The 25,783-nt window shown below is 56.3% G+C and carries 22 protein-coding genes; 11 read left to right on the top strand and 11 right to left on the bottom strand.

The features are described 5' to 3' along the window. Positions 1 to 419 precede the first annotated feature (419 nt). Positions 420 to 1,121: a response regulator transcription factor CtrA gene (gene ctrA, locus ACIQ20_RS06875; RefSeq protein ID WP_085341292.1), complete on the bottom strand. Its 702-nt coding sequence runs from the start codon at positions 1,119 to 1,121 to the stop codon at positions 420 to 422. Positions 1,122 to 1,422: 301 nt separating this feature from the next. On the opposite strand from ctrA, the gene fliI reads away from it, so the two are divergent. Both fliI and ACIQ20_RS06865 read left to right on the top strand, forming a co-directional pair. Further along, positions 1,423 to 2,751 carry a flagellar protein export ATPase FliI gene (gene fliI / locus ACIQ20_RS06870; protein ID WP_395778714.1) on the top strand — a complete coding sequence of 443 codons (1,329 nt, stop codon included), beginning with the start codon at positions 1,423 to 1,425 and terminating at the stop codon, positions 2,749 to 2,751. Positions 2,752 to 2,893: 142 nt separating this feature from the next. Then, on the top strand, positions 2,894 to 3,313 hold the full coding sequence (locus ACIQ20_RS06865; RefSeq protein WP_395778708.1) for a flagellar FliJ family protein: 420 nt from the start codon (positions 2,894 to 2,896) through the stop codon (positions 3,311 to 3,313). Positions 3,314 to 3,353: 40 nt separating this feature from the next. Here the strand turns inward: ACIQ20_RS06865 and ACIQ20_RS06860 are convergent, their stop codons facing one another. Next, entirely contained in the window at positions 3,354 to 4,283 is a 930-nt protein-coding gene (locus tag ACIQ20_RS06860; protein WP_395778706.1) for a site-specific tyrosine recombinase XerD, read from the bottom strand. Next, the gene (locus tag ACIQ20_RS06855) at positions 4,280 to 6,163 is read right to left on the bottom strand and encodes a hypothetical protein (RefSeq protein ID WP_395778704.1); all 1,884 of its coding nucleotides are present in this window, start codon (positions 6,161 to 6,163) and stop codon (positions 4,280 to 4,282) included. The genes ACIQ20_RS06860 and ACIQ20_RS06855 overlap by 4 nt, the downstream gene beginning before the upstream one ends. A gap of 132 nt (positions 6,164 to 6,295) precedes the next feature. Here ACIQ20_RS06855 and ACIQ20_RS06850 point away from each other — a divergent pair, with 132 nt between their 5' ends. After that, complete coding sequence (locus ACIQ20_RS06850; RefSeq protein ID WP_395778702.1) at positions 6,296 to 8,686, top strand: ATP-dependent helicase; 2,391 nt, start codon at positions 6,296 to 6,298, stop codon at positions 8,684 to 8,686. A 20-nt stretch (positions 8,687 to 8,706) separates the two neighbouring features. Here the strand turns inward: ACIQ20_RS06850 and ACIQ20_RS06845 are convergent, their stop codons facing one another. Then, entirely contained in the window at positions 8,707 to 9,567 is an 861-nt protein-coding gene (locus tag ACIQ20_RS06845; protein WP_395778700.1) for a flagellin, read from the bottom strand. Between the two features lie 169 nt (positions 9,568 to 9,736). Then, positions 9,737 to 10,594 (bottom strand): flagellin, encoded by an 858-nt coding sequence (locus tag ACIQ20_RS06840; protein ID WP_395778697.1) that lies wholly within the window; start codon positions 10,592 to 10,594, stop codon positions 9,737 to 9,739. A 322-nt stretch (positions 10,595 to 10,916) separates the two neighbouring features. Here ACIQ20_RS06840 and mdh point away from each other — a divergent pair, with 322 nt between their 5' ends. Both mdh and ACIQ20_RS06830 read left to right on the top strand, forming a co-directional pair. Continuing rightward, positions 10,917 to 11,879: a malate dehydrogenase gene (gene mdh / locus ACIQ20_RS06835; protein WP_395778695.1), complete on the top strand. Its 963-nt coding sequence runs from the start codon at positions 10,917 to 10,919 to the stop codon at positions 11,877 to 11,879. A gap of 2 nt (positions 11,880 to 11,881) precedes the next feature. Further along, a complete protein-coding gene (locus tag ACIQ20_RS06830) occupies positions 11,882 to 12,424 on the top strand; it encodes a GNAT family N-acetyltransferase (protein ID WP_395778692.1) in 543 nt (180 codons plus the stop codon). Here the strand turns inward: ACIQ20_RS06830 and hemW are convergent. Together hemW and rdgB are read right to left on the bottom strand one after the other, a co-directional pair. Beyond that, positions 12,421 to 13,566, bottom strand: coding sequence for a radical SAM family heme chaperone HemW (gene hemW / locus ACIQ20_RS06825; RefSeq protein ID WP_395778690.1), 1,146 nt, complete (start codon positions 13,564 to 13,566; stop codon positions 12,421 to 12,423). The two genes, ACIQ20_RS06830 and hemW, sit on opposite strands and share 4 nt — an antisense overlap. Then, positions 13,563 to 14,168: an RdgB/HAM1 family non-canonical purine NTP pyrophosphatase gene (gene rdgB / locus ACIQ20_RS06820; RefSeq protein ID WP_395778688.1), complete on the bottom strand. Its 606-nt coding sequence runs from the start codon at positions 14,166 to 14,168 to the stop codon at positions 13,563 to 13,565. The genes hemW and rdgB overlap by 4 nt, the downstream gene beginning before the upstream one ends. Before the next feature lie 124 nt (positions 14,169 to 14,292). Between rdgB and ACIQ20_RS06815 the strand changes: the two genes are divergently transcribed. Beyond that, positions 14,293 to 16,269 carry a S9 family peptidase gene (locus ACIQ20_RS06815; RefSeq protein ID WP_395778686.1) on the top strand — a complete coding sequence of 659 codons (1,977 nt, stop codon included), beginning with the start codon at positions 14,293 to 14,295 and terminating at the stop codon, positions 16,267 to 16,269. 19 nt (positions 16,270 to 16,288) lie between these two features. Here the strand turns inward: ACIQ20_RS06815 and ACIQ20_RS06810 are convergent, their stop codons facing one another. The 3 genes from ACIQ20_RS06810 to ACIQ20_RS06800 are packed head-to-tail and all read right to left on the bottom strand — an operon-like array spanning position 16,289 to position 19,568. Continuing rightward, positions 16,289 to 17,446, bottom strand: coding sequence for a DUF1501 domain-containing protein (locus tag ACIQ20_RS06810; RefSeq protein ID WP_395778684.1), 1,158 nt, complete (start codon positions 17,444 to 17,446; stop codon positions 16,289 to 16,291). Beyond that, a complete protein-coding gene (locus tag ACIQ20_RS06805) occupies positions 17,443 to 18,846 on the bottom strand; it encodes a DUF1800 family protein (RefSeq protein ID WP_395778682.1) in 1,404 nt (467 codons plus the stop codon). Before ACIQ20_RS06805 ends, ACIQ20_RS06810 begins: the two co-directional genes overlap by 4 nt. A 59-nt stretch (positions 18,847 to 18,905) precedes the next feature. Next, positions 18,906 to 19,568, bottom strand: a complete 663-nt coding sequence (locus ACIQ20_RS06800) for a YggS family pyridoxal phosphate-dependent enzyme (RefSeq protein ID WP_395778712.1) — start codon at positions 19,566 to 19,568, stop codon at positions 18,906 to 18,908. A gap of 4 nt (positions 19,569 to 19,572) precedes the next feature. On the opposite strand from ACIQ20_RS06800, the gene ACIQ20_RS06795 reads away from it, so the two are divergent. Continuing rightward, a complete protein-coding gene (locus ACIQ20_RS06795) occupies positions 19,573 to 20,163 on the top strand; it encodes a thiamine phosphate synthase (RefSeq protein WP_395778680.1) in 591 nt (196 codons plus the stop codon). Between the two features lie 40 nt (positions 20,164 to 20,203). On the opposite strand, the gene ACIQ20_RS06790 is transcribed toward ACIQ20_RS06795, so the two are convergent. Beyond that, positions 20,204 to 20,668, bottom strand: a complete 465-nt coding sequence (locus tag ACIQ20_RS06790) for an NtrZ family periplasmic regulatory protein (protein WP_395778678.1) — start codon at positions 20,666 to 20,668, stop codon at positions 20,204 to 20,206. A gap of 295 nt (positions 20,669 to 20,963) precedes the next feature. On the opposite strand from ACIQ20_RS06790, the gene ACIQ20_RS06785 reads away from it, so the two are divergent. From ACIQ20_RS06785 to holA, 4 genes are all read left to right on the top strand, one after another. Further along, complete coding sequence (locus ACIQ20_RS06785) at positions 20,964 to 21,476, top strand: DUF3576 domain-containing protein (protein WP_395778676.1); 513 nt, start codon at positions 20,964 to 20,966, stop codon at positions 21,474 to 21,476. Between the two features lie 181 nt (positions 21,477 to 21,657). Further along, positions 21,658 to 24,249 (top strand): leucine--tRNA ligase, encoded by a 2,592-nt coding sequence (leuS, locus tag ACIQ20_RS06780; RefSeq protein ID WP_395778673.1) that lies wholly within the window; start codon positions 21,658 to 21,660, stop codon positions 24,247 to 24,249. A gap of 1 nt (position 24,250) precedes the next feature. Beyond that, entirely contained in the window at positions 24,251 to 24,745 is a 495-nt protein-coding gene (locus ACIQ20_RS06775) for a hypothetical protein (RefSeq protein ID WP_395778670.1), read from the top strand. Continuing rightward, entirely contained in the window at positions 24,742 to 25,782 is a 1,041-nt protein-coding gene (gene holA / locus ACIQ20_RS06770) for a DNA polymerase III subunit delta (protein ID WP_395778668.1), read from the top strand. Before ACIQ20_RS06775 ends, holA begins: the two co-directional genes overlap by 4 nt. Position 25,783: the final 1 nt, after the last annotated feature.

Raw genomic sequence — 25,783 nt, 5'->3', positions numbered from 1 at the left:
GGCGAACGGACAGTATCAGGTCTGTGGGATATCATCGGCTCCCTCGTCACCATGTTCAAACCAGAAGAGTGCCGAAACTACTTCGCTAGCTGCGGATATGATGCACATTAAGTGGAAAATGCTCTAAAGGCCAATAGCCTGCCGCAGTTGTTGCCAGAATGTCGGGCGGACCTGGAGGCGAATGGACGGGCGTATCACAGGCTCGCTGTAATCCCGCAATTCCCGGGGGCGAAACGAAGCTTCGACATTGTAACGCGGTGCACTTCTCATCGATCTGTTCCATCTTCTGACACTTTGTGTGCCGGAAGTTCTTGCCAGCAAGTATTGTGCCATGTGGTTAATCGGAACTGAAAAAGGGCCCGCCAAATGACGGGCCCTTTTAAAGGTAATTGAAATCAAAAGAGAAGTTCGTTGGGCTTCTACGCCGCGGCGGATTGCTCGCCTGGTGTTGGATCGCGGAGCACGTAACCACGGCCCCAAACTGTTTCAATATGGTGCTGACCATCGGCCGATGCTGCCAACTTCTTGCGAAGCTTACAGATGAAAACGTCGATGATTTTCAGTTCTGGCTCGTCCATGCCGCCATAAAGGTGGTTTAGGAACATTTCCTTTGTCAGGGTCGTACCCTTGCGCAAGGAAAGCAGTTCTAGCATCTGATATTCTTTGCCGGTCAAATGAACGCGCTGGTTGTTCACTTCCACTGTTTTCTGATCGAGGTTCACCACGATGTCGCCAGTGCGAATCATCGACTGCGAATGGCCCTTCGAGCGTCGAACGACGGCATTGATGCGGGCAACCAGTTCGTCCTTGTGGAAAGGCTTCGCGACGAAATCGTCTGCGCCAACGCCTAGGCCACGGACTTTGGTGTCAATATCGCTCGTCCCCGACAAGATCAGGATTGGCGTACCAACGCGAGAATTGCGTAATTGTCGCAAGACATCGAAACCATTCATGTCAGGCAAGGTCAGGTCCAACAAAATAATGTCGTAGTCATACAACTTGCCCAGATCGACGCCTTCTTCGCCAAGGTCAGTCGTGTATATATTGAAGCCCTCAGACTTCAGCATTAACTCAATCGACTGCGACGTCGCGCTATCGTCTTCAATTAACAGAACCCGCATGGAGCCCCCTCCGACATGCCCTGAATGGGCGGTGTAACAACCAACGACCCATGCCTAAGCTGATTTGCTTAAAGATGGTTAACCGCTTTTTGCGGCTTGTCTGACATTTTCCATATGTTGGCGCTACGTTTGCCGAATTGATCTTTACGACAGGTTAACGCGAAGCACTTCAAATGCGACTTTATCAACCATGTTCACTCTTTTCTTCACATGGCGTCTTAAGTGTGACGGGTTTTAGCAGCGAAAGCAGGGCGGCAGGATGCGTCCAGATGGACATTCACGACTAAACAGCGGTGTGCGCTTGGCTGATTTGGCCGAGACGCTGAGGCATCAGGACCATACACGCTACGAAGGCCGGATTGTTGCGGTCAAAGGACTTATGGTGGAAGCAAGTGGTCCACCCCAAGCTATGGCCTTGGGCGCTCGGGCAATTGTCGAAGCTGCGGAAGGCTATGCCCGGCTAGAAATCGTCGGCTACCGTGATGGACGCGCCCTTTTGATGCCATTTGAAACAGTGGAAGGTCTGCGCGCGGGGGCCAGCCTCGTCTTTGAAGGAACCTCGCCCATGATCGCCCCGTCCTCCGCTTGGCTGGGGCGCGTGATTGATGCCTTTGGTAATCCTGTCGATGGCGGCCCGCCTGTGGCCAATGGGTCCCACCCTCGACTTTTAAGGGGCGTTCCACCGCCTGCCCATACCCGGGTTCGGGTGGGCCAGCGCATGGAGACGGGCATTCGCGCTATCGATGCTTTTTGCGCCCTGTGCCAAGGCCAACGTATGGGTATCTTCGCAGGCTCAGGCGTCGGAAAGTCCGTGCTCATGTCACAACTTGCAAAAGGTGCCGCCGCCGATGTGGTCGTGATCGGCCTGATTGGAGAGCGCGGCCGAGAAGTCAAAGAGTTCGTTGAAGACACCTTGGGAACCGAAGGCTTGCGGCGCTCTGTCGTGGTGGTGGCGACTTCGGACGAAAGCAGCCTCAAGCGCCGGCAAGCAGCCTATACGACCCTTGCAGTTGCAGAGCATTTTCGTGACCAAGGCCTACAAGTCCTTTGCCTGTTTGACAGTGTGACCCGCTTTGCGATGGCCCAGCGGGAAATAGGCTTGGCTACCGGTGAACCGCCAACAACTAAGGGCTATACGCCTACCGTATTTGCAGAATTACCAAAACTACTTGAGCGCGCGGGCCCCGGTGCCCCAACAAGCGGCGATCAGATTGGATCGATCACGGGCTTGTTCACGGTTTTGGTCGATGGCGGCGATCATGATGAGCCTGTTGCGGATGCCGTGCGTGGCATACTTGACGGTCACTTGGTACTTGAGCGGGCGATCGCCGAACGTGGCCGCTTCCCCGCACTGAACATTCTGAAATCCGTCTCCCGCCTCATGCCAGAATGCCATGCGCCCGAAGAACAAATCCTGGTTCGTGATGCCAAGCGCGCCTTGGCAGCCTATTCGGATATGGAAGAGCTAATCCGCCTAGGAGCGTATCGGCGCGGTGCCGACCCCGGGACAGATCGCGCGATCGCTTTGGCAGAGCCGCTTGAAGAATTCCTGAGCCAGGGCAAGCAAGAGCGGACCACCTTTGCCGAGACCTTCGAACGGCTATCAGACATCATGAACACACAAAGCTAATGCTGGAGGTGATGCCGGTGGAAAAGTAAGTGATTGAGCGGATGGTGCTGTTTTCCTACCCGCGGGAAAATTCTACAGATCGAAAGAGCGATTTCTTAACCCACAGCGTGTAGATAGGACCTGTAACGCAGGGAAAGTAATAATGAAAACCGGCTCAACGCTAATCAAATTGGCCAAGCATAAGGTCGACAGCGTGCAGATGCTGATCAGCGCGGCCGAGCGCACGCGCGAAGATATTGAGCGGAAAAAAGGTGATCTCTTGATCTCCGAAAAACGCGAGCGGTCGCGCGCCGAAGCAGACCCCGCAATGATGAGCCATTGGGTTGCCTATTCCCAAGTTCTGGTTGCCCAACGCGCCAATCTAGAAGCTTCGCTCGTAGGTGTTGAAGAGCAATTGGAAGCGCTGCGCGGTGACTTGCAGTCGGCTTTCGAAGAGCAGAAAAAGTTTGAAATGCTGGAAGAGCGCCGGGTAAGCCGGACAAATGCGTCAAAAGCAAAGCGCGAGCAGGCTTTCTTGGACGAAGCGGCTATAATCCGCGCTGCAAAGCGTAACATCGCTTAAAAAGTTCCACTGGATCAACACTAAATCGCATTGAGGGTCCTTAGGGGCCCTTTTTTGTGCGATATGCTAGGGGATGATTCTGGGTAACCAACTCAGTCAAGCGCGCGTCAGCCACATGAGTATAAATTTGTGTTGTCGCGATGTCGGCATGGCCCAGCATGACCTGGACCGATCGCAGATCCGCGCCGCCCTCCACCAAATGGGTTGCAAAGGCATGGCGCAACACGTGCGGGCTCATCTTCTTTGGGTCAAGGCCGGCCTCAATTGCAAGGCCGTCCAATAGACGCGCAAATTCGCGCCGCCCAAAATGGCCAGCTTTGCCCTTGGCCGGAAACAGAAACTTGCCAGTTTCGGCTCCTTGAGCACCATCTGGCAAACTGTGGGCACGGACCTCAAGCCAAGCATCCAAGGCGTGTCGTGCATGGGAGCCCAAAGGCACCAAGCGTTCCTTCCCGCCTTTGCCTTTAACACGCATAGCCGCTGTTTCTGGTTTGGGCACCGCCCGCATGGGTAAGCCAACCAATTCGCTTACCCGCAACCCGCAGCCATAAACCAACTCGATCAAGCAGGCAGCGCGCAATGCTTTCCAGCCTTTAAGGCGGGTGGCTGCGGCAAGCAGCGCGTCAATGTCGGTCACGTCTGCTGTCTTCGGTAAGGTGCGTGCTCGCTTGGGTCCATCCCACCGCTTTGTTGGGTCGTCTGGGCACCATCCTTCGCTGACGGCAAATTGATAGAATTGGCGCAATGCCGCCCGTCGTCGGGCGATGGTGGTGCTGCTCAGACCGCGAACGCTTAAGTCCTGCGCAAAAGCCTCGATATCTTCGTGATCGGCTGCGCGTGCCTCAAGACCCCGCACGGTTAAAAACGAAGCGAAATCGGTTAGGTCACGTCGATAAGCATCTAACGTGTTGCGGGCAGCACCACGCTCGACCCCAATCATCTCCAAAAAGGCTTCAATCAGTGCGTTCACTTGGGCGGGGCCCAACTGGGCTTTGATGGGGCTTTGGTTTTGGCCTTAGGCGTAGGTGAAGGTGGAAGTGTGCGAGGTGAAGTCGCGGGCTTTGGCTGATTGGGTTGAGCGGCCGAAGCAGGCGCTATGGCTTTTGGCTGACTTGCCGCCGGCGCGCTTGTCCGCAAGCTACTGGGTGAGGCGGCCGATGCCGGATTAGGTTTCGCGGTTACAGCATTAACTGCAGGCGTCGCTGCTGGGGCAGCGCGCGTTGGAACGGCCATGTCTAAAGCTAGCAGATACTCTCGTGCCAGATCCACAGCCTGGGTCGACAAACCTACGCGGCGCAGTGCACCCACAGCAATCGCAACGGTCTCAGCATCTGCACTTGCAGGCTCTTGGCCTTGAAGCGCCAAGCCCACCAATAGGGCCACTTCGCCCTTCGATCCTCGCTCTGCAGCCAAGGTTAGCGCTGTTCGCATACCAGCTTGCCCGCCCTTTATGTCCGGCAGGCCAGGCTGAACCAAGGTCGCAAGCCCGCCCAATGTTGGCATGCCGGCAGACCAAGCGATCAAAGCGTCGCGAATGGCTTGGCGTTGACTACTCGGGTTGGTCGCAGCCTCAATATGGCGTTGGACGGGTCGATCACCCGACACCGGATCCAGCAGGGCTAGCACTAGCCGGTGCCGAGGCGACAGTGGAATTGGGCTGCGGACCTCAAGAGCTTTTGCAAGCCGGATATCTCCCGCCCAAAGCGCTGCCTCTGCCAAGATTGGCAAAGTCATAGCCGGGATCTCTTCTGGCGCGGTTTCGACTAGGTTCTGCAAATCAGCCTTAAGTAAGCGGGCTTCTAAAGCACGGCCCTGCGCTGTATTTGCTTGGCTTAAAGTCTTGGCCCAGGTCTCCGCGATTGGTGGCGATGGTGGCAGCAGGGGTGGCGCAGTTGCTTCAATCTGAGGGCCAAGGGTCGCATCGGTTGCAGGCGCGGGCATCACTGGAGGTGGTAGCGGCGGGATTCTCAAAAGCGCTTCTTGGGCAGGGGAAGCGACCCCGGTTTGGGCGGCACGGCGCACCAGGGGCGCTACTTCCTCAGCGGGAAAAAGGGTTGCAAAGTCTGGCCAGTTTATCAGCGCCGAAAGCGCGGACGGGTCTCCACTGCTTGCCAGCGCTTTTGGCAATTTCAATTGCGCCTTCATGCTCAGAACCAGCGCGCGGCCGCTATCTCCGCGAAAGGGCGGCGGATTTGTGACCGGTCCAGAAGCCGCGGCAACTGCCCGGCCCAGCCAAGTATCGGTTTGGCCTTTGCCCCGAGCGAGATCAACCGAGAGATTGGCTGCAGCGGCCTCCCCATTTAACGCATAGCAAGTGGCCCTAGTTTCCAGCCAGGTTGAGCTCGTGCTCATGCTATTGGCGTCTTCTAGACCTGGTGAAGCAACCCAGCCACAGGCCTCATCGGCGCGGCCCGCGCGAAAAGCGGCATCAATTGCGAGATTAATCAAGGCTGGGTCTGCGCTTAAGCGTGGCACGGTTTGGAATAGGCGCGTCGCCGCTTCTGATGGGCCTAAGCGATTGGCCGCAAGAAATCGAGCGCGGGCCAAATCAAGGTCACCGGCCGGGGCCGAACCACCTGAAAACACCGCTTGGCGAACCAAACGCTGTAGTGCGGGAAAGCGCAAATCTGGGCCGATCCGTTCAAAAGCCAAAGCCAATGTGCCGGGGTCAGCGCCCTGCCAAAGGTCGCTATCGAGACGCTCAAGGCCTAGGGGCGGGGCAGCAGCGCCCCATGGGCCAACTTCTTGTAAAGGCGCGGACTCAATGGTGCGGATGGATTGTGCCACAGCATGCGAGGCAGCCATCGAACAGAATAAAGCGCTGGTCAGGAACAGGTTGCGTATCATCATGCCAGTCATAATCCATTTTGCGGCAAAACAGTGGCCTAGTGCTTCACGCAGACGCGATTGCGAGAACCACGCGACAAGCACACATTTAATCCCTATGTTCGCTTATCGTTCTTATCTTAGCGAATCAACGCCATGTCCAGTGAACCCCATTCTCCCCAACCCGCCTTGACGATTTCTCAACGTGCAATCGCGCGCGCGCCGGGTGCTGCGGCCCGGCCAACAGGTGGGTCTGAGCATCCGTGGATGATGGGCCTAAACGATCAGCAACGAGAGGCGGTTGAAGCCCTGGATGGCCCTGTATTGGTGTTGTCTGGTGCCGGGACAGGTAAAACAAAGGTGCTGACGTCGCGTTTGGCACAATTACTGGCGACAGGTCGGGCGAAACCGTGGGAAATCTTGTCAGTTACCTTCACCAATAAGGCCGCCCGGGAAATGCGCGATCGCGCGCAGCTTCTGATCGGCCCCGCCGCAGAAGGGTTGCGCTGGCTTGGTACCTTCCATTCAACCAGCGCGATGATCTTGCGCCGCCATGCTGAATTAGTGGGCTTAAAGCCCACCTTCACGGTTCTCGATACCGATGATCAGATCCGTTTGATGAAGCAGGTAATCGAGGCCGAAAATATCGACCAAAAGCGCTGGACCCCTCGTTTCCTTGCGAGTTTGATCGACGGATGGAAGAACCGTGCACTCACACCAGAGAAAGTGCCAGCCGATGAGTCGTTTCTATTCGCTAATGGCAAAGGGGCGAAGCTCTACGCACTGTACCAATCCCGTCTCAAAGTGCTTAATTGCGTCGATTTCGGCGATCTCCTGCTGGAAACTATTAGCCTTTTCTTGAAGGAACCAGACTTGCTGGCGGAGTACCATGACCGCTTCAAATATATTCTGGTAGACGAATATCAAGATGCCAATGTCGCCCAGTATCTGTGGCTTCGCCTCCTCGCGCGAAAACGGAAGAACATCTGCGTCGTGGGTGACGACGATCAGTCCATTTATGGCTGGCGTGGAGCGGAAGTCGACAATATCCTGCGCTTTGAGCATGATTTCCCTGGTGCCAAGATCGTCCGATTGGAGCGAAATTACCGCTCAACCCCCCATATTCTTGCAGCGGCGAGCCATTTAATCTCCAGCAACAAAAATCGACTTGGCAAAACCCTATGGACGGAAATCCCAGAAGGAGACCGGGTCTTGGTACGCGGTATTTGGGATGGTGAGGCTGAAGCGCGTTTGATCGCTGATGATATTGAGCAATGGCGTCGCACCGGCCGCCGCTATGATGAGAGCGCGGTCCTGGTGCGGGCGTCCTGGCAGATGCGCGCGTTTGAAGAGCGCTTTTTGATGTTGCAAATCCCTTACAAAGTCATTGGTGGGCCGCGCTTCTTTGAACGGGCCGAAATCCGCGATGCGCACGCCTATCTGCGTCTCATTCGTTCGCTCGATGATGATTTGGCGTTTGAGCGGATCGTCAATGTGCCCAAACGTGGGATTGGCGATACGAGTGTGCAACGGTTAGGCACGGCTGCGCGGCTTGCTGGCGTTCCCTTGTTCACCATGGCGAGCCAATTATTGGGTAGTGACGAACTGAAGGGTCCAGCACGTACGGGCCTTGCTCGCTTTATCCATCAATTAGAACATTGGCGCAAAAAATCGTTGGAGTTGCCGCATACCGAATTGGCTGAACTCATCCTCGATGAGAGTGGCTATACCGACATGCTGAAAGCGGACAAGAATCCTCAATCGGTGTCGAAGCTCGACAATTTGAAAGAATTGGTTCGCTCGATGGGCCAATTTGATACGTTGGCGGCCTATCTCGAACACATTGAATTAGTCATGGACCTAGATCGCACAGAAGAAGGCGACGCGGTACAAATTCTCACCCTCCATGCCGCCAAGGGTCTTGAATGGCCATTGGTGTTTCTGCCCGGATGGGAAGAAGAAGTGTTTCCTTCTAGGCGGGCTTTGGATGAAAAGGGCGACAAAGCTTTAGAGGAAGAGCGCCGACTTGCTTATGTTGGGATAACGCGCGCCCGGGAAAGTGCGCGGATTAGCTTTGCTGCCAATCGCCAAATTTATGGACGATGGAACAGCGTCCTACCCAGCCGCTTTGTCGATGAACTCCCCGATGACCATGTCGATGCAGTTTCAGACACAGGCTATTTCAATCAAGGGACTGGTGGCGCGGCAGAGCGATTTGCGGCCTATGGCCCACTTTCGACCCAACCTGGCAATGGCTTTGGAACAGGTTATGAAAGTCCGGGCTGGAAGCGCGCGCAGGCTGCGGCTGCTTTAGGCAAGCTCGCCCCTGGCATGGCAAAAGGTTTTGGTGGCCCGATCATTGATGGTGAAGCCAAACTTCTGGCGCGGACTGGGGCTAAGGATGCCACCTATGCAGTTGGCCAGCGCATTTTTCATGATAAATTTGGCTATGGTGCCGTACGCCATGTCGAAGGATCGAAACTGACCATTCAGTTTGAAAAATCTGGCGAAAAGAAAGTGCTCGACAGTTTCGTACGTCCGGCGTGAACCGGGCTTTTCTTATCGGACTATTGGCGGAACAAGCTCAAGATGCTCTGCGGCGCTTGGTTTGCAATCGACAAGGCTTGGGTCCCCAATTGTTGCTTGACCTGAGCTGCCTGTAAGCGCGCCGATTCCACCGCGAGGTCGGCATCGACCAAATTGCCGATCCCGCCTTTGATGCTGTCCTGCAGCTTACCCACAAAAATCTCGTGATTCTCGATGCGCTTTGCAGAAGCCCCAAGGCGCGCCAATTCGGAGTTCACAAACTCAAGGGAGGCCGCAATCCGGTCACGAACCGTGGCAGCATTGACTGCCGTGTCGAGGACGTCAGTTGTACCCAGATAAATGTCCGCGGCGGGGGCAGCTACGGCCGTACCAGCGCCCGTGACCAGTCTAAGGTCGATGATTGGTAGGGTAACCGTTAAGCTACCCGTCGAATTAGCGAGGAAGGTGAAGCTAGCGGCCGCGCCATCGATGGCATTGCCACCGTCAAACACGGCGTTAGCAATGACCGAGGCAACTTGGTCGCGCAACGCGATGAATTCGGCATTATAGGCCGCCCGGGAGGTTGCGCTCGCCGACGCGTCTGAGGCGGCAACCGCCTTTTCGCGCATTTGCGAGAAGATGTCCGAAATCTGCTCCCCCGCTGCCAGGGCCACGTCGGCAATCGACTTGGCCCTGTTCAAGCTGTTGCGAACCGCATCGTAAGCGGAGAGTTCCGAGCGTTGTTGTTGGGCGATGTTGTAGATCGCACCATTGTCCTTCGCGACGGCGACTTTCAAGCCCGTATTGATCCGGCTTTGAATGCCGTCCATTTCGCGATTGGTCTTGTTCAGGTTCTGGAGAGCCGTCATGGCTCCCATATTTGTATGCACACTACCTGCCATGGTTCGGTCTTTCTCTTTTAATCACCCGGCCAGTCTCAACAAGTTTTAAGGTGAGATGACCCAAATTAACTTACAGTAGTTGTTGCGGAAACATGGTGAATATTTCGTAAATTACCAGCTGGTTCAAGAAACTTTGATCCGGCGTGTCTCCGCTTTAAACTCTGGTCCTTTAGTTCCTGAACAGGGACAGGATGGTCTGAGGCGCCTGGTTGGCGATCGAGAGTGCCTGTGTGCCCAATTGTTGTTTGACTTGCAGCGACTGCAAGCGAGCGCTTTCGCTGGCGAGGTCTGCGTCAACCAGATTGCCGATGCCGCCAGTGATCGCGTCTTGCAATTTGGAAACAAAGATCGAGTGGTTCTCAACCCGCTTGGCCGATGCACCAAGGCGCGCCAGCTCTGAGTTGATGAAGTTGAGGGAGGCAACGACCTGATCTCTCGAAGTTGCGGCCAATACGGCCGTGCTCAAGTCTGAGGCCGCGCCCAAATAAACATCGGCGGCCGGCACGGCTGGCGCGGAACCCGTGGTTGCGCCCAACGCCAAGTCGAGGGTTGGCAAAGTGATGGTTTGGCTGCCGGTAGTGTTGGCAAGAAACGTCAAGTTCGCACCACCACCGAGGATATTGGCACCGTCGAAAACCGCGTTTGCAATGACCGAGGGCACTTGGTCACGAAGGGCAGTGAATTCGGAGTTATAAGCCTGACGGCTTGTTGCCGAGATCGAGGTGTCTGATGCCGCAACCGCTTTCTCGCGCATCTGGGTGAAGATATCCGAGAGGGCTTCGCCAGCAGCCAGCGCTACGTCAGCAATCGACTTTGCCCGGTTTAAACCATCAGCAACCGCGTTATAGGCAGAATTTTCAGAGCGTTGCTGTTGGGCGATGTTATAGATCGCGCCATTGTCTTGTGCTCTGGCAACTTTCAAACCGGTATTGATCCGGCTTTGGGTAACACTCAGTTCACGCGAGGTCGCATTCAAATTTTGAAGTGCGACCATTGCACCCATATTTGTGTGGACGCTATTTGCCATCTTCTAAAGTCCTTCCAGCCATTCAGGCGGAACCCTCGCGATCTTGAGGGTCAGTCCGCAAACTCAGTCTGAAGCTCCGCAAAAGGCATGCCAGCGACGTTAATCATATAATCAATTGTATTTTATGTATATTTTTAAGGAGAAATCAAAGTCGATGTTTGCCAAACATGGTAAACACTGCCGGGTCATTACGGTTAACGGGCAAAATTTGCCGCTCTGATCGGCCAATCGCACAATTGCCCGCTCTCTTTCGTTGCAGTGCCTTCAAACGCGCGCTAGAGCGCCTATGACACGCAAGGATCTAGTCCGAAGGGAAACAGATATGGCTCGTAAGAAGATTGCGCTTATCGGTGCAGGCATGATTGGCGGCACATTGGCCCATATCGCGGCACGCGAAGAGCTGGGTGACATTATTTTGTTCGACATCGCTGAAGGTGTGCCACAGGGCAAAGCCTTGGACATTGATGAAGCAAGCCCGGTGTTTGGTTCCGATATCGATATCAAAGGCGCTAACGACTATGCCGCCATTGCCGGTGCCGACGTCTGCATCGTCACTGCCGGTGTGCCCCGCAAGCCCGGCATGAGCCGCGATGATCTAATCGGCATCAACCTTAAAGTGATGAAGGCTGTTGGCGAAGGCATCAGAACCTACGCGCCGAACGCGTTTGTTATCTGCATTACCAACCCGCTCGATGCCATGGTTTGGGCCCTGCGCGAATTCTCCGGCCTGCCTCACCATATGGTGTGCGGCATGGCTGGCGTTCTGGACAGCGCGCGTTTCCGCTGGTTCTTGGCAGAGCATTTTAAAGTTGCCGTCGAAGATATTCATGCTTGGACCTTGGGTGGCCATGGCGACGACATGGTGCCAATGGTGCGTTACTCCACCGTCGGCGGCTTGCCACTGCCCGTCTTGGTAGAACAAGGCAAGATCAGCCAAGAACAACTCGACGCAGTTGTGAAGCGCACCCGCGGCGGTGGCGGCGAGATCGTGGCGCTTTTGAAGACTGGCTCGGCCTATTATGCGCCAGCCGAAAGCGCGATCGCGATGGCTGCTTCCTTCCTGAAAGATAAAAAGCGTGTACTGGCATGCGCCTGCCATTTGACTGGCCAATATGGCATTAACGACATGTATGTCGGCGTGCCGGCGGTGATCGGTGCCGGTGGTATCGAGAGCATTATCGAGTTCCCGATGGATGACGCTGAAAAGGACATGTGGGCAAAGTCGGTTGCAGCGGTGAACGGCTTGCTGGCTGCTTGCAAAGAGATCGAGCCTTCGCTGGCTTAATCATGGCGATCGGCCCGACGTTAACCACGGCGAGGTTGGTCCTGCGTCCACCGACGCAGGACGATTTCCCTGCTTTCGCGGCGATGATGGCAAACGCCGACCATGTGCAATTCATTGGCGGTGCTTTGCCAGAGTCCATGGCTTGGCGGCAATTGGCGGCCATAACGGGTGCTTGGTCGCTGCGCGGCTTTTCGATGTTTTCTGTCATTGAGCGCGATACAGGTCGGTGGGTAGGCCGCATCGGTCCATGGATGCCTGAAGGCTGGCCCGGCACGGAGGTTGGTTGGGGTTTGGCACCCGAGGCCACCGGCAAGGGCTATGGGGTCGAGGCGGCCACAGCCTGTATGGACTGGGTGGTAGACCACCTGGGCTGGACAGATATCATCCATATCATTGATCCAGCCAATAAGCCCTCAGAACAATTGGCTGCACGTTTGGGGTCCACCAATTTAGGGCCAACCAGAATGCCAGAGCCTATGCACGAATTCCAGGTCAATGCGTGGGGGCAAAGTTCGCAACATTGGCGGGCGCGGCGGGCTGGTTAGCCTCCGCCAGCCAGTAAATCCCCGATTATTGTATCGGCAACGAGACGTCCTTCAGCAGTCAATCCAAGACGGGTTGGGTTTTGCCACATCAAGCCTTGGCGCAGGCGCGATTGAATTTGATCGTCGGGGAGGGGCACGCCAGGCGCATTCTTGATGACTATCCCGTCCTGCAAGCGCAAGCCCATCAGCCAGAACTCATCGCGCACAGCGTCTTCTGATAATAATTCGTCTTCTGAGGTGCCATGACCGTTTATGGCGACCCCGTCACAATAAGCTTTTGGACGGAGATGGGCCTTGGTGGCACGCCGGGCAGCGCCCCATCCCAATCGTCCATGTGCGCCGGGACCCAGACCAATCCAATCCTGCGAAGTCCAATATAGCATATTATGACGCGACCGATTGGTGATCCCCTTGGCATGGTTAGAAACCTCATAGGCATCAAAATCCGCTTGCTCGAGGACAGATTGGGTCAGAAGGTAGAAATCTGCCGCTTGATCATTGTCTGGCAAATGCAGCGAGCCGCGCCTAACAGCGCGGGCAAAGGCTGTTCCGTCCTCAATTGTCAATTGATAGGGCGAAACATGGTCGGGCGAGAGGGTGAGTGCAAGATCCAACTCTTGCTGCCACGCGTCCAGGGTCTGGCCTTGGCGGGTATGTATCAAGTCGATCGAGAGGCGAGGAAAAATCGCCCGGGCCAGAAGTGCGGCTGCTAAACCTTCCTGCGCGCTGTGAAATCGGCCAAGGCCCTTCAAGCTCGCATCATCTAATGCTTGCAGGCCGAGCGACAGCCGTTCGACGCCTGCGAGGCGAAGGTCATGGAAGCGAGCGGCCTCAGCGTCCGTCGGATTTGCTTCAAGGCTGACTTCAAAGTCATCGGTAAAGCCCCAAAGGCTACCCGCATGCTCAATGATGCGGGCAACTTGGTCCGGGTCCATCAAACTTGGCGTGCCGCCACCAAAGAATAGACTTGTCAGCGGGCGCTTACCGGTTTGATCGCGCCAATAGGCCATGTCAGCCAGAATGGCCATCACTAAGGGCTCGGTATCTTGCCCGCGTGCTTTATAGACGTTGAAGTCACAATAGGGGCAGATTGCCGCGCAAAAGGGCCAATGGACGTAAAGCCCTAAGCGCCGCTCAATCATGATAGGACTGCAGCGACAAATTTCGCAAAGGCGTCCGCGCGATGGCTCATCGCGTGCTTCACTGCGGGGTCCAATTCGCCAAAGGTCTCTGTGTGGCCTGTGGCGACAAAGATCGGATCATAGCCAAAACCGTTCGTGCCACGCGGCTCAGCCACCACTTCACCAATCACTTCGCCTTCAAAGGCTTGTTCGCGGCCATCTGGAAAAACCAACGCCAAGGCGCACACAAAGCGGGCTGAGCGGTCGGTCGCGCCTTTCGCTTGCAACTGTCGTTCAATCTCAGCCATAGCGGCGTAGAAATCGCGGTCAGGCCCAGCCCATCGGGCCGAATAAATACCAGGTGCGCGTTCGAGTGCCATTACTTCCAGCCCCGAATCATCTGCCAAGGCAGGTAGACCAGTTGCCAGGCAAGAGGCCCGCGCTTTCAATAGGGCATTGCCAATGAAAGTCGTCTCGGTTTCTTCGGGCTCCGGCACACCCAAATCCCCAGCGCTTACGACTTCAACGTCAAATGGGGTGACAAGGGCCGCGATTTCTTTGAGCTTGCCTTGATTGTGGCTGGCGAGCACCAGTTTTTCAAAAGGCTTACTGGATTTCAACATGATTTACCTTTCCCATATTGTGGGGCTTTGTTACACCTATCACTCAATGCCTGAATGAAGCTGTGCGTTTACGCTGGATATCGTTTTTTGACCAAGGCGGCAGTCGCCCTTGAAGGAGCTCACAATGATTTCGACCCGTGCCATCGTCCTTGCCCTTACGCTTTCTGTCTCGCCCATGGCGATGGCGATTGCAACGGCCCAAACTGCCCCTGTTGCCGCGGTTGAGACCCGCACCTCGGGTCAATTGGTCATGCAGAATGTGCCTGTTACACCCGAAGCCATCCGCGAGCGCTTGATTCAATACACAAACACGCGTGCGGCTTCCTTCCAAGACTTTCTGCCCGACGGTGGCATTCTCATTTCGACCCGCTTTGGTGATGTCCCCCAAATCCATGAAGTCAAAATGGCGATGGGCGCGCGCAGCCAATTGACCTATTATGCAGAGCCCGTTGGGGGTGCCGCGGTCCGACCAAATTCGGGCGGCAGTTTCGTCTTTGGTAAGGACAAAGGCGGGGATGAGTTCACCCAAGCCTATTTGTTTGATCGTGCCACTGGCCTTGCTAAAGCCTTCACCGAACCGGGCACACAAAATGCTGGTGTCCGCTTCACCAAAGACGGCAAGCTGGCTGCCTGGACTGTCACCCGCAATGGCACAGCTGTTCGCGACATCGTGATCGCCAACCCAGAACAGCCTGACAGCCGCCGCTTGGTTTATCGTGCTGAAGGCGGCTTTGGTATTGCTGACCTCTCCGATGATGGAAAGACCATTCTATTGGGGCAGGGCATCTCGGTTAATTACTCCAAGCGCTGGACATTGGATGTTGCAACCGGGACTTTGACCGCCATCACCCCAGACCTAAAAGTCGCCTATGATGGCGGGACTTTTGCGGCGGATGGAAAGTCGATTTATATCCTGACCGATGAAGGGTCCGAGTTTTCCTATCTGGTCCAACTCGATTTGGCGACCGGTGCGCGGACCCGTGTATCATCTACGATGAACTGGGACGTTGAAGGCTTTGACCTGTCCCCTGACGGCAAAATGCTCGCCTACACCGTCAATGAGAATGGGCTCTCGAAGCTCTATCTGCAAAGCACTTCAAAAGGCGCTAAAGCAGAGCTGGTCGTCTTGCCTGTTGGCACCGTTGGCGGCGTAGACTGGGACCCTGCTTCCAAGCGTTTGGGTATGACACTCTCGACGGCCAAGGCACCTGGCGATGCTTATACGTTTGATGTCGCAACCAAGCAGCTGACCCGATGGACCATGAGTGAAATTGGTGGTTTGAACCCCGCCAACTTTGTTGAGCCAAGCTTCTTTAACTACCCAACGTTTGACAAGGTAGATGGCAAGGCGCGCACCATCCCCGCCTATATCTATAAGCCAAAAAGCGCGACCGCGTCGGACCAAGCCCCCGTGATCATCAATATTCATGGTGGCCCAGAAGGCCAATCACGTCCTGGCTTCTCCTCAACAGTCCAGTACTGGGTGAATGAGCTTGGTGCCGCGGTGATCTTCCCGAACGTGCGGGGCTCAACCGGCTATGGAAAAACCTATGTCGATCTCGACAATGGCTTCAAGCGCGAGGATTCAGTCAAAGACATTGGCGCGCTTTTGGATTGGATCGCGACCCAACCAGACCTCAACCAGCGTAAAGTCGTGGTCTATGGCGGGTCTTATGGCGGCTATATGGTACTGGCCAGCATGACAAATTTCAATGATCGCTTGGCGGGCGGCATCAACATTGTCGGCATCTCGAACTTCACGACCTTCCTGCAAAACACCAATGGCTACCGCCGTGATTTGCGCCGGGTCGAATATGGTGACGAGCGCGATCCAGCCATGCGTGCGTTCCATGAAAAAATCGCGCCATTGAATAATGCTTCTAAGATCACAAAGCCCTTATTTGTGATCCAGGGCGCAAACGATCCTCGCGTGCCGATCTCAGAAGCCGATCAGATCGTGGCCAAAGTCCGCAGTAATGGTGGCCAAGTTTGGTATATGGTCGCCAAGGATGAAGGCCATGGCTTTGCCAAGAAGGGGAACCGCGACGCCCAACGTGAAGCGGAAACCCTGTTCTTCCAAAAGGTGTTTGGTACTAAATAGGGCGGCTATGGCTGTGCTGTTAAGCGGTAAATACGCGTGACAGCACGGCCTGACGGTCTAATCCCCAAGCATTGGTTAGGCCTTGGGCAAACAGTTGGCGAACATCATTGGCCGGGACTAAATCGCGGTCCTCATAAAGGCGGCTCAAGCCTGGCCAATCTCCCAGCATACGACCACCCTTCACCGCGCCACCCAGCAAGAACGAAACCCCTCCAGTGCCATGGTCGGTACCGCCAGTGCCATTGACCCGGACCGTGCGGCCAAACTCGGTGGCAATCACAACCGTCGTACTGGCCCATACCGGGCCAAGCCCGACGCGCAAGGCTTTAACTGCGTTATCCAAAGCCTCCAATCGGTTAGCCAACTGGCCTTGTGCGCCTCCTTGGTTGGCGTGGGTGTCCCAGCCTTCAAACGACAAGACAGCACCAGCTGGACCACCCGGTGCTGCCAGAATGCGCGCGGCAGCGCTGGCCAAAGGAGCATAAGCACCTTGTCGACCGCGGCCCGTGTCACCGCTTGTCATGGTCCCACCATCAGCAATTCGGTCGGTTTCAATCGCCATCGCTAAGGCATTGGAAAGCATGGCGTCCCCGGCATAAAGATCGGACAAGCGGGCCAAGGTATCGCCATCGCTTTCTGGAGCCAAAGGTGGGGCCCATGAGGTGGCTTTAGCTGGTCCACGCAGAACCAAGGGAATGGTTCGGCCAATGGCGACCCCTTCTTGATTGGGTCCATTCGGCAACATCGCTAAGGCACGATTCATCCAGCCGGACCGGACGCTCGTCAATTGTGCGGTGCCTGCTTCCAACATGTCCTGGGCGTCAAAGTGCGAGCGCTCGCGGTAGGGGCTGGCCGCCGCGTGCATGAAGGACATCTGACCCGTCTGCCATATACTATGCATCTCTTTTAAAGCGGGATGCAAACCAAAGCCGTCGACGAGAGGCAGGGTCCCATTGGGTCCGCCAGGTCCGTCTAGGGCAATTGCCCCACGAAACGTGCGGTAGGCCGGATCATTATAGGGGACGACGGCTGTTAGGCCGTCCATAGCCCCGCGCAAAATGATGAACACGAATTTCCCAGAACTGGTTGCGGCTTGGGCAAAACTAGCTGTTCCGCCAAGCATCGCAAGGGAAAGGCCCGAAAGCCCCGAGGTGAGGAGTGTGCGGCGGTTGGTCATCTGCGTTGAAACTCCGGGCTCATAAGGGCGAGCACAATGCCTTGACGGGCGGTCTGTGCGCGGGAAATGGCAGTTCTGGTTTTGTCAGTCAGAGCAGGGCCCAAGGCACTCTCGGCAAAGGCGATGGGCTGGAACGTCTCGCCAATTACATCGGCTGCCAGATTGGCCCAATCAATGCGTTTCAGAATGGCATCAGGGGCCGCCCACTCGCTGGCGACATCTGGCCAGCCTTTTGGACTGGGCGCGCGCCAGGGCGTTTGCCCCAGTTGTTCAAAGGTTGCCCGCAGGGCCTGCGTTGAGGCCGCCGTGGCACCACTTGCCCGCATGGTCGAGATCAGGAAGTCATTGGGTGTTTTGAACTTGCTGGCTTCAGGCACCCAAGCTTCAGGGCTTTGGATCAAAGTCTTGGCTAAAGCCGCTAAATCGCCCCCGCTTTGTCGAAATGAGGCCTCCAAGCGGGCCACAAGGGCCCGTGGTGGATCATCTGCCACAAAATGTTGCGCGACTTTACCCGCGATTCTTTTGGCCACCGAGGGTTGCCGGGCGAGATGGCTCAAAATGGCCAAAGCTTGGTTCTCTCCGGCGGGAGGAAAGTTTTTGCCCAAGACCACGCGGGCTCCAGGTTCGTGGAGTGCGGGCACAAAAATGGTTGTGCCGATCTTGGCATCCTGCGCCAATCGGCGAAGTCGCGGACCTGCCACCGTCCAGCCGGTCAGCGCGCGGGCAAATTCGGTCACATCGGCTTGGCTATAGCCACCGTCAGCACCCAAAGTGTGCAGTTCTAGGATTTCGCGCGCCAGGTTCTCATTCAGGCCTGCAGCCCGCCTGCGACCCTGTTGGTTTTGTGCAGCTTGAGAATTGGGGCCAATCGACTGGGCTTGATCGAGGTAAATCAGCATACCCACATGGGTATCGGCTTTTACCAGCAAGTCTTCAAAGCGACCCCAGACGTAGGGTCGGATGGCCTCTCGTTCAAACGAACCGGGGAACGGCGTCGTTTGCAGATTGCGCGCGGCCATGGTGAAATGATTTGACCAGAACTGGACCCAGCGCTCGGCAAAGGGAGCTGTGGTTGTCACAGCATGCTGGATTCGGGCTTCGATCTCCCGACCGGTGGTTTGGTTGACCAAGTCAGCTAGACGTACGCGCTCATCAATGTTCACCGCAGGACTGGGCGAAGCAGCCGCACGCTGTTGGGCGGCGCGAGCTTGCTGATAGGTCTGGAGCGCTTCAAAGGCTTGGGCGCTTGATAACAGATTGTCCGATCGGATGTTTGTAGCTTGGCTCTGCCCAACTTGGCTAAGCAGCCAAGCTTTTGGATCAAGCACGACCTTTGTAAGGTCACCGGGGCGGGCCCCGAGGCCAAATCTATTGGCAGCGATGACAGCGTCTAGGCTCATGATGATGTCGCCTCCTTGATTGCTCTAACGCAGTAAACGGCCTGTTCCGTCGAAACGGATTAAGCCGGGCTCACGCGCGTGCCAAACAAAGCAGAGCCCACGCGTACATGGGTCGCACCGAACTTGATTGCTGTTTCAAAATCGCCACTCATACCCATCGACAGGACGCCCAAGCTGTGGCGGCGGGCAAGCTTGGCCAAAAGGGCAAAGTGCATCGCAGGCTCTTCGTCTTCAGGTGGAATGCACATGAGGCCTTCAATCGGCAGCCTACGAGCGGCGCACAGGTCCAGCAAGGCTGGAAGATCGCGAGGCGCAACGCCAGCCTTTTGCGCCTCTTCGCCACTATTCACCTGAATTAGCAGCTTAGGCAGTTTGTTACCGGCCCCGGCAAGTTTTGCCAAAGTCTCAACCAGCTTGGGTCGGTCCACCGTTTCAATGACATCGAACAAAGCCACGGCATCTTCGGCCTTATTGCTCTGCAAAGGACCGATCAAATGGAGTTTCAGGTCTGGGTAGATAGCCCGGCGGGTGGCCCAGCGCACTTGGCCCTCCTGGACCCGATTCTCGCCAAAGACGCGGAGGCCTGCAGCCAAAGCACCTTCAATTCGGTCCTCCGGTTGGACTTTTGAGACAGCCACAAGGGTGACGCTGTCGGCCGGGCGGCCTGCCGCTAGTGCTGCCTGCTTGATCCGGTCGCTGATTTCGGCGATGCGTTGGCTTATGTCCATGCCAAGGCTTCTAGCCGCCCTGCGCTCATTCCGAAAGCCGTTGAAGTCAGGCTATCCGCGCCTTGTCGTGCTGACCGATGATGGCCGCGGCTATCATTTGGCGCGGCAGTCTTTGATGTGCCCGCCAGAAGCGATTTTGATTGAGCGGACTTATGGCAAAAAGGCTACGCCCAAGTCTGCTGCCAAAGGACGGCAACCGGTTCGGTTGGCGACTATTTCACCCCGTGAAGCCAGACAAGCCGGTTTGGATGGCGTGCATTGGCCCGAAAAGCGATTGCGGCTGCGTCGTCGAAGCGCGGTCGGCGGCCTAATCGAGACCGCCTCTGCCCATCGGGGCCTGAGTATCGCAAAAGCAAAACAGCAGGGTGTCAGAGCAATTCTGCTTTCGGTGGCATTTCCCAGCCAGAGTCCCAGCGCAAGCAGGCCAGGTGCCAGCAGCGCAAAGGGGCCGATTCGATTGGCTTTTCTGCAAAAGGCCTTTCCATCTTGCGATCTTTATGGTTTGGGGGGCATTCAGTCCAAAACAACGCGCCAACTGGCACGAAGCGGGCTTTATGGCGTGGCACTGATCAGTGGTCTGACTGAGTGATTTTCAAAAGCCAGGGTCTGTATCCCAAACCAAATCAAGCTCAGAACTTGAAAGCTGATTCGACTTTGACGCCGGGTTCACGACGCTGCGAACGTTCGCGGCTTTGGGATACGCCCAATTGCTCGTTCGGGACAACAACTTCGCCGCCGACGCGGAACTTAGGAGAGACCTGATAAAAGGCCCCAGCTGACGTACGGCCCGAATTCTGGCCATTGCGAGGTGTCAAAGCTGTCGTCGGGTCTTGTTGAACGCCAAACGTCATGCCCCACCGGCTGCGGGGATCAACCTTTACGGCAGCCTTTAGTTCACCACGAGGGACCCAAGCATTCGCACCATCACGCACTTCAGAGCCAAACGTGAACCGCTCGAACCAAGGTGCTTGCGCGGATTGGGAGGTTGTGGAGGCTGGATTTGCATTCTTTTGATCACGCGCAAAGGCTTGTCCGCCACTCATTACCATGAGTACTGCCAAACTTCCTGCCATGATCAAACGGCTTCCAAACACGCCCTGTTTCCCTTTTTGGCCATCTCGTGAACAAAGATGCCTGCAACCCTTTACTATTTCCTTGCTCGCTTAAGAGCAATCCTAAATTGTTGTGAACTTCTGCAATCGAGCGATTTTGATGACCATCGCGCCGTTATAGTGATGAATCTGCAACGCGGTGTCACCACGCGCGTTTGAACACACAGTCTGTGCCACATTGGATCGCACCTTTGACTCTAGCGCACGAACAGCTTCATGCTATAGACCCTTTGCTTTCCGTCCGGGGCGGGCGGGGGAGCTAGTCTGGAGCATGCCAATGCGCGTTGTCGCGCCTACACTCATCGTCGCACTCATGGTCACAACCGGATTGGGTGGCTGCGCCACGCGCGCCAAAACGACTTCGACTGATCAAGCCGCTGCCGCTGCCGCCGCACCACAAGCCAAAAAGGCTCGAACCGGCCTGTTTTCCGGCCGCTCTGCTAAGGGCACGGGGGAAGCTGGGATTGGTGTAAACGCCTTTTTATGGCGCGCAACGCTCGATACGCTTAACTTTTTGCCATTGTTGGATTCCGATCCTTTCGGCGGCACCTATGTCACGGATTGGCACTCTGTCGCTGAAAAGCCTGATGAGCGCTTCAAAGTTCAGGTTTATATTCTCGATACACGTCTGCGCGCGGATGGTTTGTCGGTGCAAGTGTTCCGTCAGGCCAAGGACGTTACCGGCGCCTGGGTCGACGCGACCGTTGATCCTGACACGGCGATCCAAATTGAGAATGCGATTTTGACCCGGGCACGCCAGCTGCGCATCGCCCAGCTCGAAACGCGGTAATTCGACCAAGCTCGACCTCTAGGTAGGAATAGCGCTCTAGGTTCTGCATCAGAGCGGGATAAACTGCCTGTGTCTGCTTGGCAGCACGCCCGCTTTTAGGGCAAAGGCATAGGGCTCGTTTCGCTGGTCGGCGTGGTGCTGTTCACCGTTTCCATTTGGTTTGAGGCAATAAGGGTCTTTCATGGCTGCACGTTACAATCACCGCGAAACCGAACCGCGCCAACGTGCGCGTTGGGACGCTGCCAAATTGTTCGAGGCCGGCCCGCCCGACCCATCGCGCGCCAAGTGCTATGTCTTGGAAATGTTCCCTTATCCTTCCGGGCGTATCCACATTGGCCACGTGCGTAACTATGCGATGGGTGATGTGATTGCGCGGCGCAGGCGTGCGGCGGGCGATCAGGTGCTTCACCCCATGGGGTGGGACGCTTTCGGTTTGCCGGCTGAAAATGCTGCGCGCGAGCGTGGGGCCCATCCAGGCGCATGGACACGCCAGAACATCGACGCCATGCGCGCCCAGTTGCAGCAATTGGGCTTTGCCATTGATTGGTCGCGTGAGTTCGCGACGTGTGAGCCGTCCTATTACCGCCACCAGCAGAAGATGTTCCTCGATTTTCTCGAAGCTGGCCTTGTCTATCGCAAAAAGAGCAAAGTGAATTGGGACCCGGTTGAAAACACGGTTCTGGCTAATGAGCAGGTGGTAGACGGTCGCGGCTGGCGCTCGGGCGCGCTGGTTGAGCAGCGCTATCTGGAACAGTGGATGTTCCAAATCACGCGTTATGGCGAGGAATTGGTCACGGCGCTGGAAGGCTTGACCGGTTGGCCTGAGAAGGTGCGGATCATGCAGCACAACTGGATCGGCAGGTCCGAGGGGCTGCGGTTCCGCTTTGAATTTGTGCCGGCCACGCCTTCACCAGTGGATGGGGGATTGGAGGTCTATACAACCCGGCCTGACACCTTGTTCGGGGCTTCCTTTGCTGGGATCTCGGTCGATCATCCGATTGCAATTGCAATGGCTGAAACCAATTCAGAATTGGCGGAATTCTGTGAATCCTGCCGCCGGGCGGGTACGTCCGAAGAAGCCATTGAGACCCAAGAAAAACGTGGGTTTGATACGGGTCTGCGGGTCGTCCACCCATTTGACCCGAACCAGACCTTGCCGGTCTGGATCGCCAACTTTGTCTTGATGGATTATGGAACTGGCGCGATCTTCGCCTGTCCCGCCCACGATCAGCGCGACTATGAGTTTGCGACTAAATATAATCTGCCGATCAAGCCTGTGATCCTGCCCGACGGTGCCGATGCTTCGGCAGTAACTTTGGCCGATGGCCCCTATTTGGGCCATGGCACCGTGTTCAACTCTGATTTCTTAAATGGGATGACCAGGGACGAGGCCAAGTCGGCGGCTATGGACCGGATGGAAGCCTTGGGAGCAGGCCAGCGCACTGTAAACTTCCGCTTACGCGATTGGGGTGTATCGCGGCAGCGTTATTGGGGCTGCCCGATCCCGATCATTCATTGCAAAACCTGTGGCCCCGTCGGTGTGCCTGAAGACCAATTGCCAGTGACCTTGCCCGAGGATGTGACGTTTGACAAACCGGGCAATCCTTTAGACCATCACCCAAGCTGGAAGCACGTTGATTGCCCAAAGTGCGGTGCACCGGCCCTGCGTGAGACGGACACGCTGGATACTTTCGTCGATTCGTCTTGGTATTGGGCCCGCTTCTGTGGCCAGCCAGAGGACCGTCCAACAGACCTGGAAGCTGTCGCCCATTGGTTGCCAGTGGATCACTATATTGGCGGGGTTGAGCACGCCGTGCTTCACTTGCTCTATTCGCGCTTTTTTGCGCGCGCGATGAAGGCAGTTGGTCATCAGCCGACCTCAGAACCCTTCAGCCGCCTATTCACCCAAGGTATGGTTACGCACGCGACCTTTAAGTCGCAAGAAGGCCTTTGGCTGTCTCCTGAAGAAGTCGAAATCACGGGCACCGGTGCAGTAGAAATTGCGACTGGCAAGCCCGCCGTTGTCGGCCCCATTGAGAAGATGTCGAAGTCCAAGCGGAACACTGTTGATCCCGAAGACATTATCGACACCTATGGTGCTGATGTCGCCCGCCTGTTTGTCTTGTCCGATTCTCCGCCGGAGCGGGATGTGGAATGGTCAGAATCGGGTGTTGAGGGATCGTGGCGCTTTGTCCAGAAAATCTGGGCCGCCTTTGACTCCCTGCCGGAAGGTGCACCTGGCCCCCTTCATGTCGCGAAGGGTGTTGGCGGCGCGGCGCTGGAGCTTCGTCGTGCCGGGCATAAGGCCATTGCAGCCATTAGCTTGGCAGTTGATAGCTACCGTTTTAACAGCGCCATCGCCCAGTTCCATGAATTGGTTGGCCATATCCGTCGCGCCGAGAGTGAGGAGAGTGCGGAAATAATGGCGGCCCGGGCTGAAGTCTTGGGCATTCTCGCCCGCGTGCTGCAACCCTTTACACCCCATTTGGCTGAAGAAGCTTGGGCGCGCATGGGCGGCGAAGGCTTTGTGTCAACTGCGCCTTGGCCAGAAGCCGATCAAAGCCTGTTGGCAGAAGCTACCATCATGCTGCCGGTTCAAATCGATGGTAAGAAGCGTGGCGAGCTGCATGTCGCCAAAGGGACGGCCAAGGGAGAGTTGGAAACCTTGGCTCTGGCTTTACCCGAGACGGCACATTTCCTTGCAGGTCGAACTGTGGCTAAACTCATTGTGGTTCCCGATCGGATCATCAACATCGTGACCCGTGAAGCATAGGATGGGCAAGGCTTTGGCAAAGTTTGGTGCGATTGCTTGGATGTTCGGGTTGTCGGTCGCTATAGCAGGCTGCGGCTTTCAGCCGGTCTATAGCACGCAAGGCTCTGGCATCGGGCCGGTGACAATTGCCGCTATTGAGGGCCGCACCGGACATTATCTCCGTCAAGAGCTAGATCGTCGCGCAGTATTGGAACAGGGGACCGGCAGTCCTAGGCTTTTGGCAGTGAAATTTGAGCGGACCTTCACGCCTGCTGCACAAGGCACCGATGGCATTTCAACTCGAAACGAGATGACGGTAACGGCGACCTATACTTTGGCCGCTGCGCCGCCGCTGCCGGCCATTCGCGGCAGCGTTACGACCAATGTGGCCTATGAAAGCCTCGATCAAGCCTATGGCGATGTGGCGTTGCAGGCAGACGCTGAAGAGCGCGTTGCCGGACAGATCGCTGAGCGGCTTTGGCTAGATCTGCAACGGCAAGTTCGGGCCTCACAATGAAGCTGACGGGTTCTGCGGCCACGAAAGCTGCACAAAAGGACCTTTCGCCGCGTTTTGTGATCCTGTCCGGCCCTGATTCCGGCCAATTGCGCCGGCTGGCAGAGGGGATTGCGATCCGCCACCAGACCCAAAATCCTGAGCTAGAGTTTAAGCGCTTTTCAGAGGATGACTTGAAGGCCAATCCTGGTGGTGTGGAAGAGGCGATCAGCAGCCCCTCTCTGTTTGGCGGCGCAGCGATTGCCCATGTTCGGGTCGGTGGTGAAAAGGACGCCTCTGCGCTAGCTGGCTTGCTCGAGCGGGTGGAAAAGGGCGGCCCCAAACCAGAAGGCGTGCTGATCTTGGACGTCGGCGATATTGGCCGGAGTTCAAAGACGCGCAAAATCTTTGAAGATTCTGGTCACGCTTGGTCATTGCAACTTTATGAGACGACGCGCGATGAATTGCTCGGTGTTGCCCGTGCCGAAGCTAAGGCCGCGGGTGCCAGCATAGAGCCTGACGCCTTGTCAGCCGTGCTTGAAGCCGTCGCCCAAGATACGGATTCTGTGGCGGCGGAAGTGCAAAAGCTCGCGGTCTATGCAGGCCCTGCTGGGTTGATTGATTTGGCCTGTGTTGAAGCAGTTGGTTCTGGCGGGCGTGAGGCCGGCTTGGATGAAGCCATAGATGCTGCGTTTTCAGGTCATCCGATTTTGATGGTCCAGCGCCTCGAGCAAGCCTTTGGCGGTGGGGCTAATTCGGTTGCCATACTGAATGGGACAGGCCGCCGCGTCCGCCTGTTGCTGCAAGTCCGAGCCGGGGTTGAAGGTGGTGGCAATGCCGCAGACATCCTGAAGCACCCAAAGATGGGGGTATTCTGGAAGCGCCAAGCCGAGGTCGCCCGCCAAGTCGGATTATGGAGCCGTGCGGCCCTCGAAGATGTCTTAACCGCGACTTTGGAGGCCGATGGGCAAGTCAAGCGGGCGGGATCCCCCGACACCGCTTTGGTTGAGCAGCTCTTGATCCGCATCGCCAAACGCGCCGAGCGTATGGCCAAGCGCTAAT

The sequence above is a fragment of the Aquidulcibacter sp. genome (assembly GCF_044346625.1).
Lineage (GTDB): Bacteria > Pseudomonadota > Alphaproteobacteria > Caulobacterales > Aquidulcibacteraceae > Aquidulcibacter.
The sequence above is the reverse complement of the archived record's forward strand: the minus strand, read 5'-3'. Positions and strand labels throughout refer to the sequence as shown.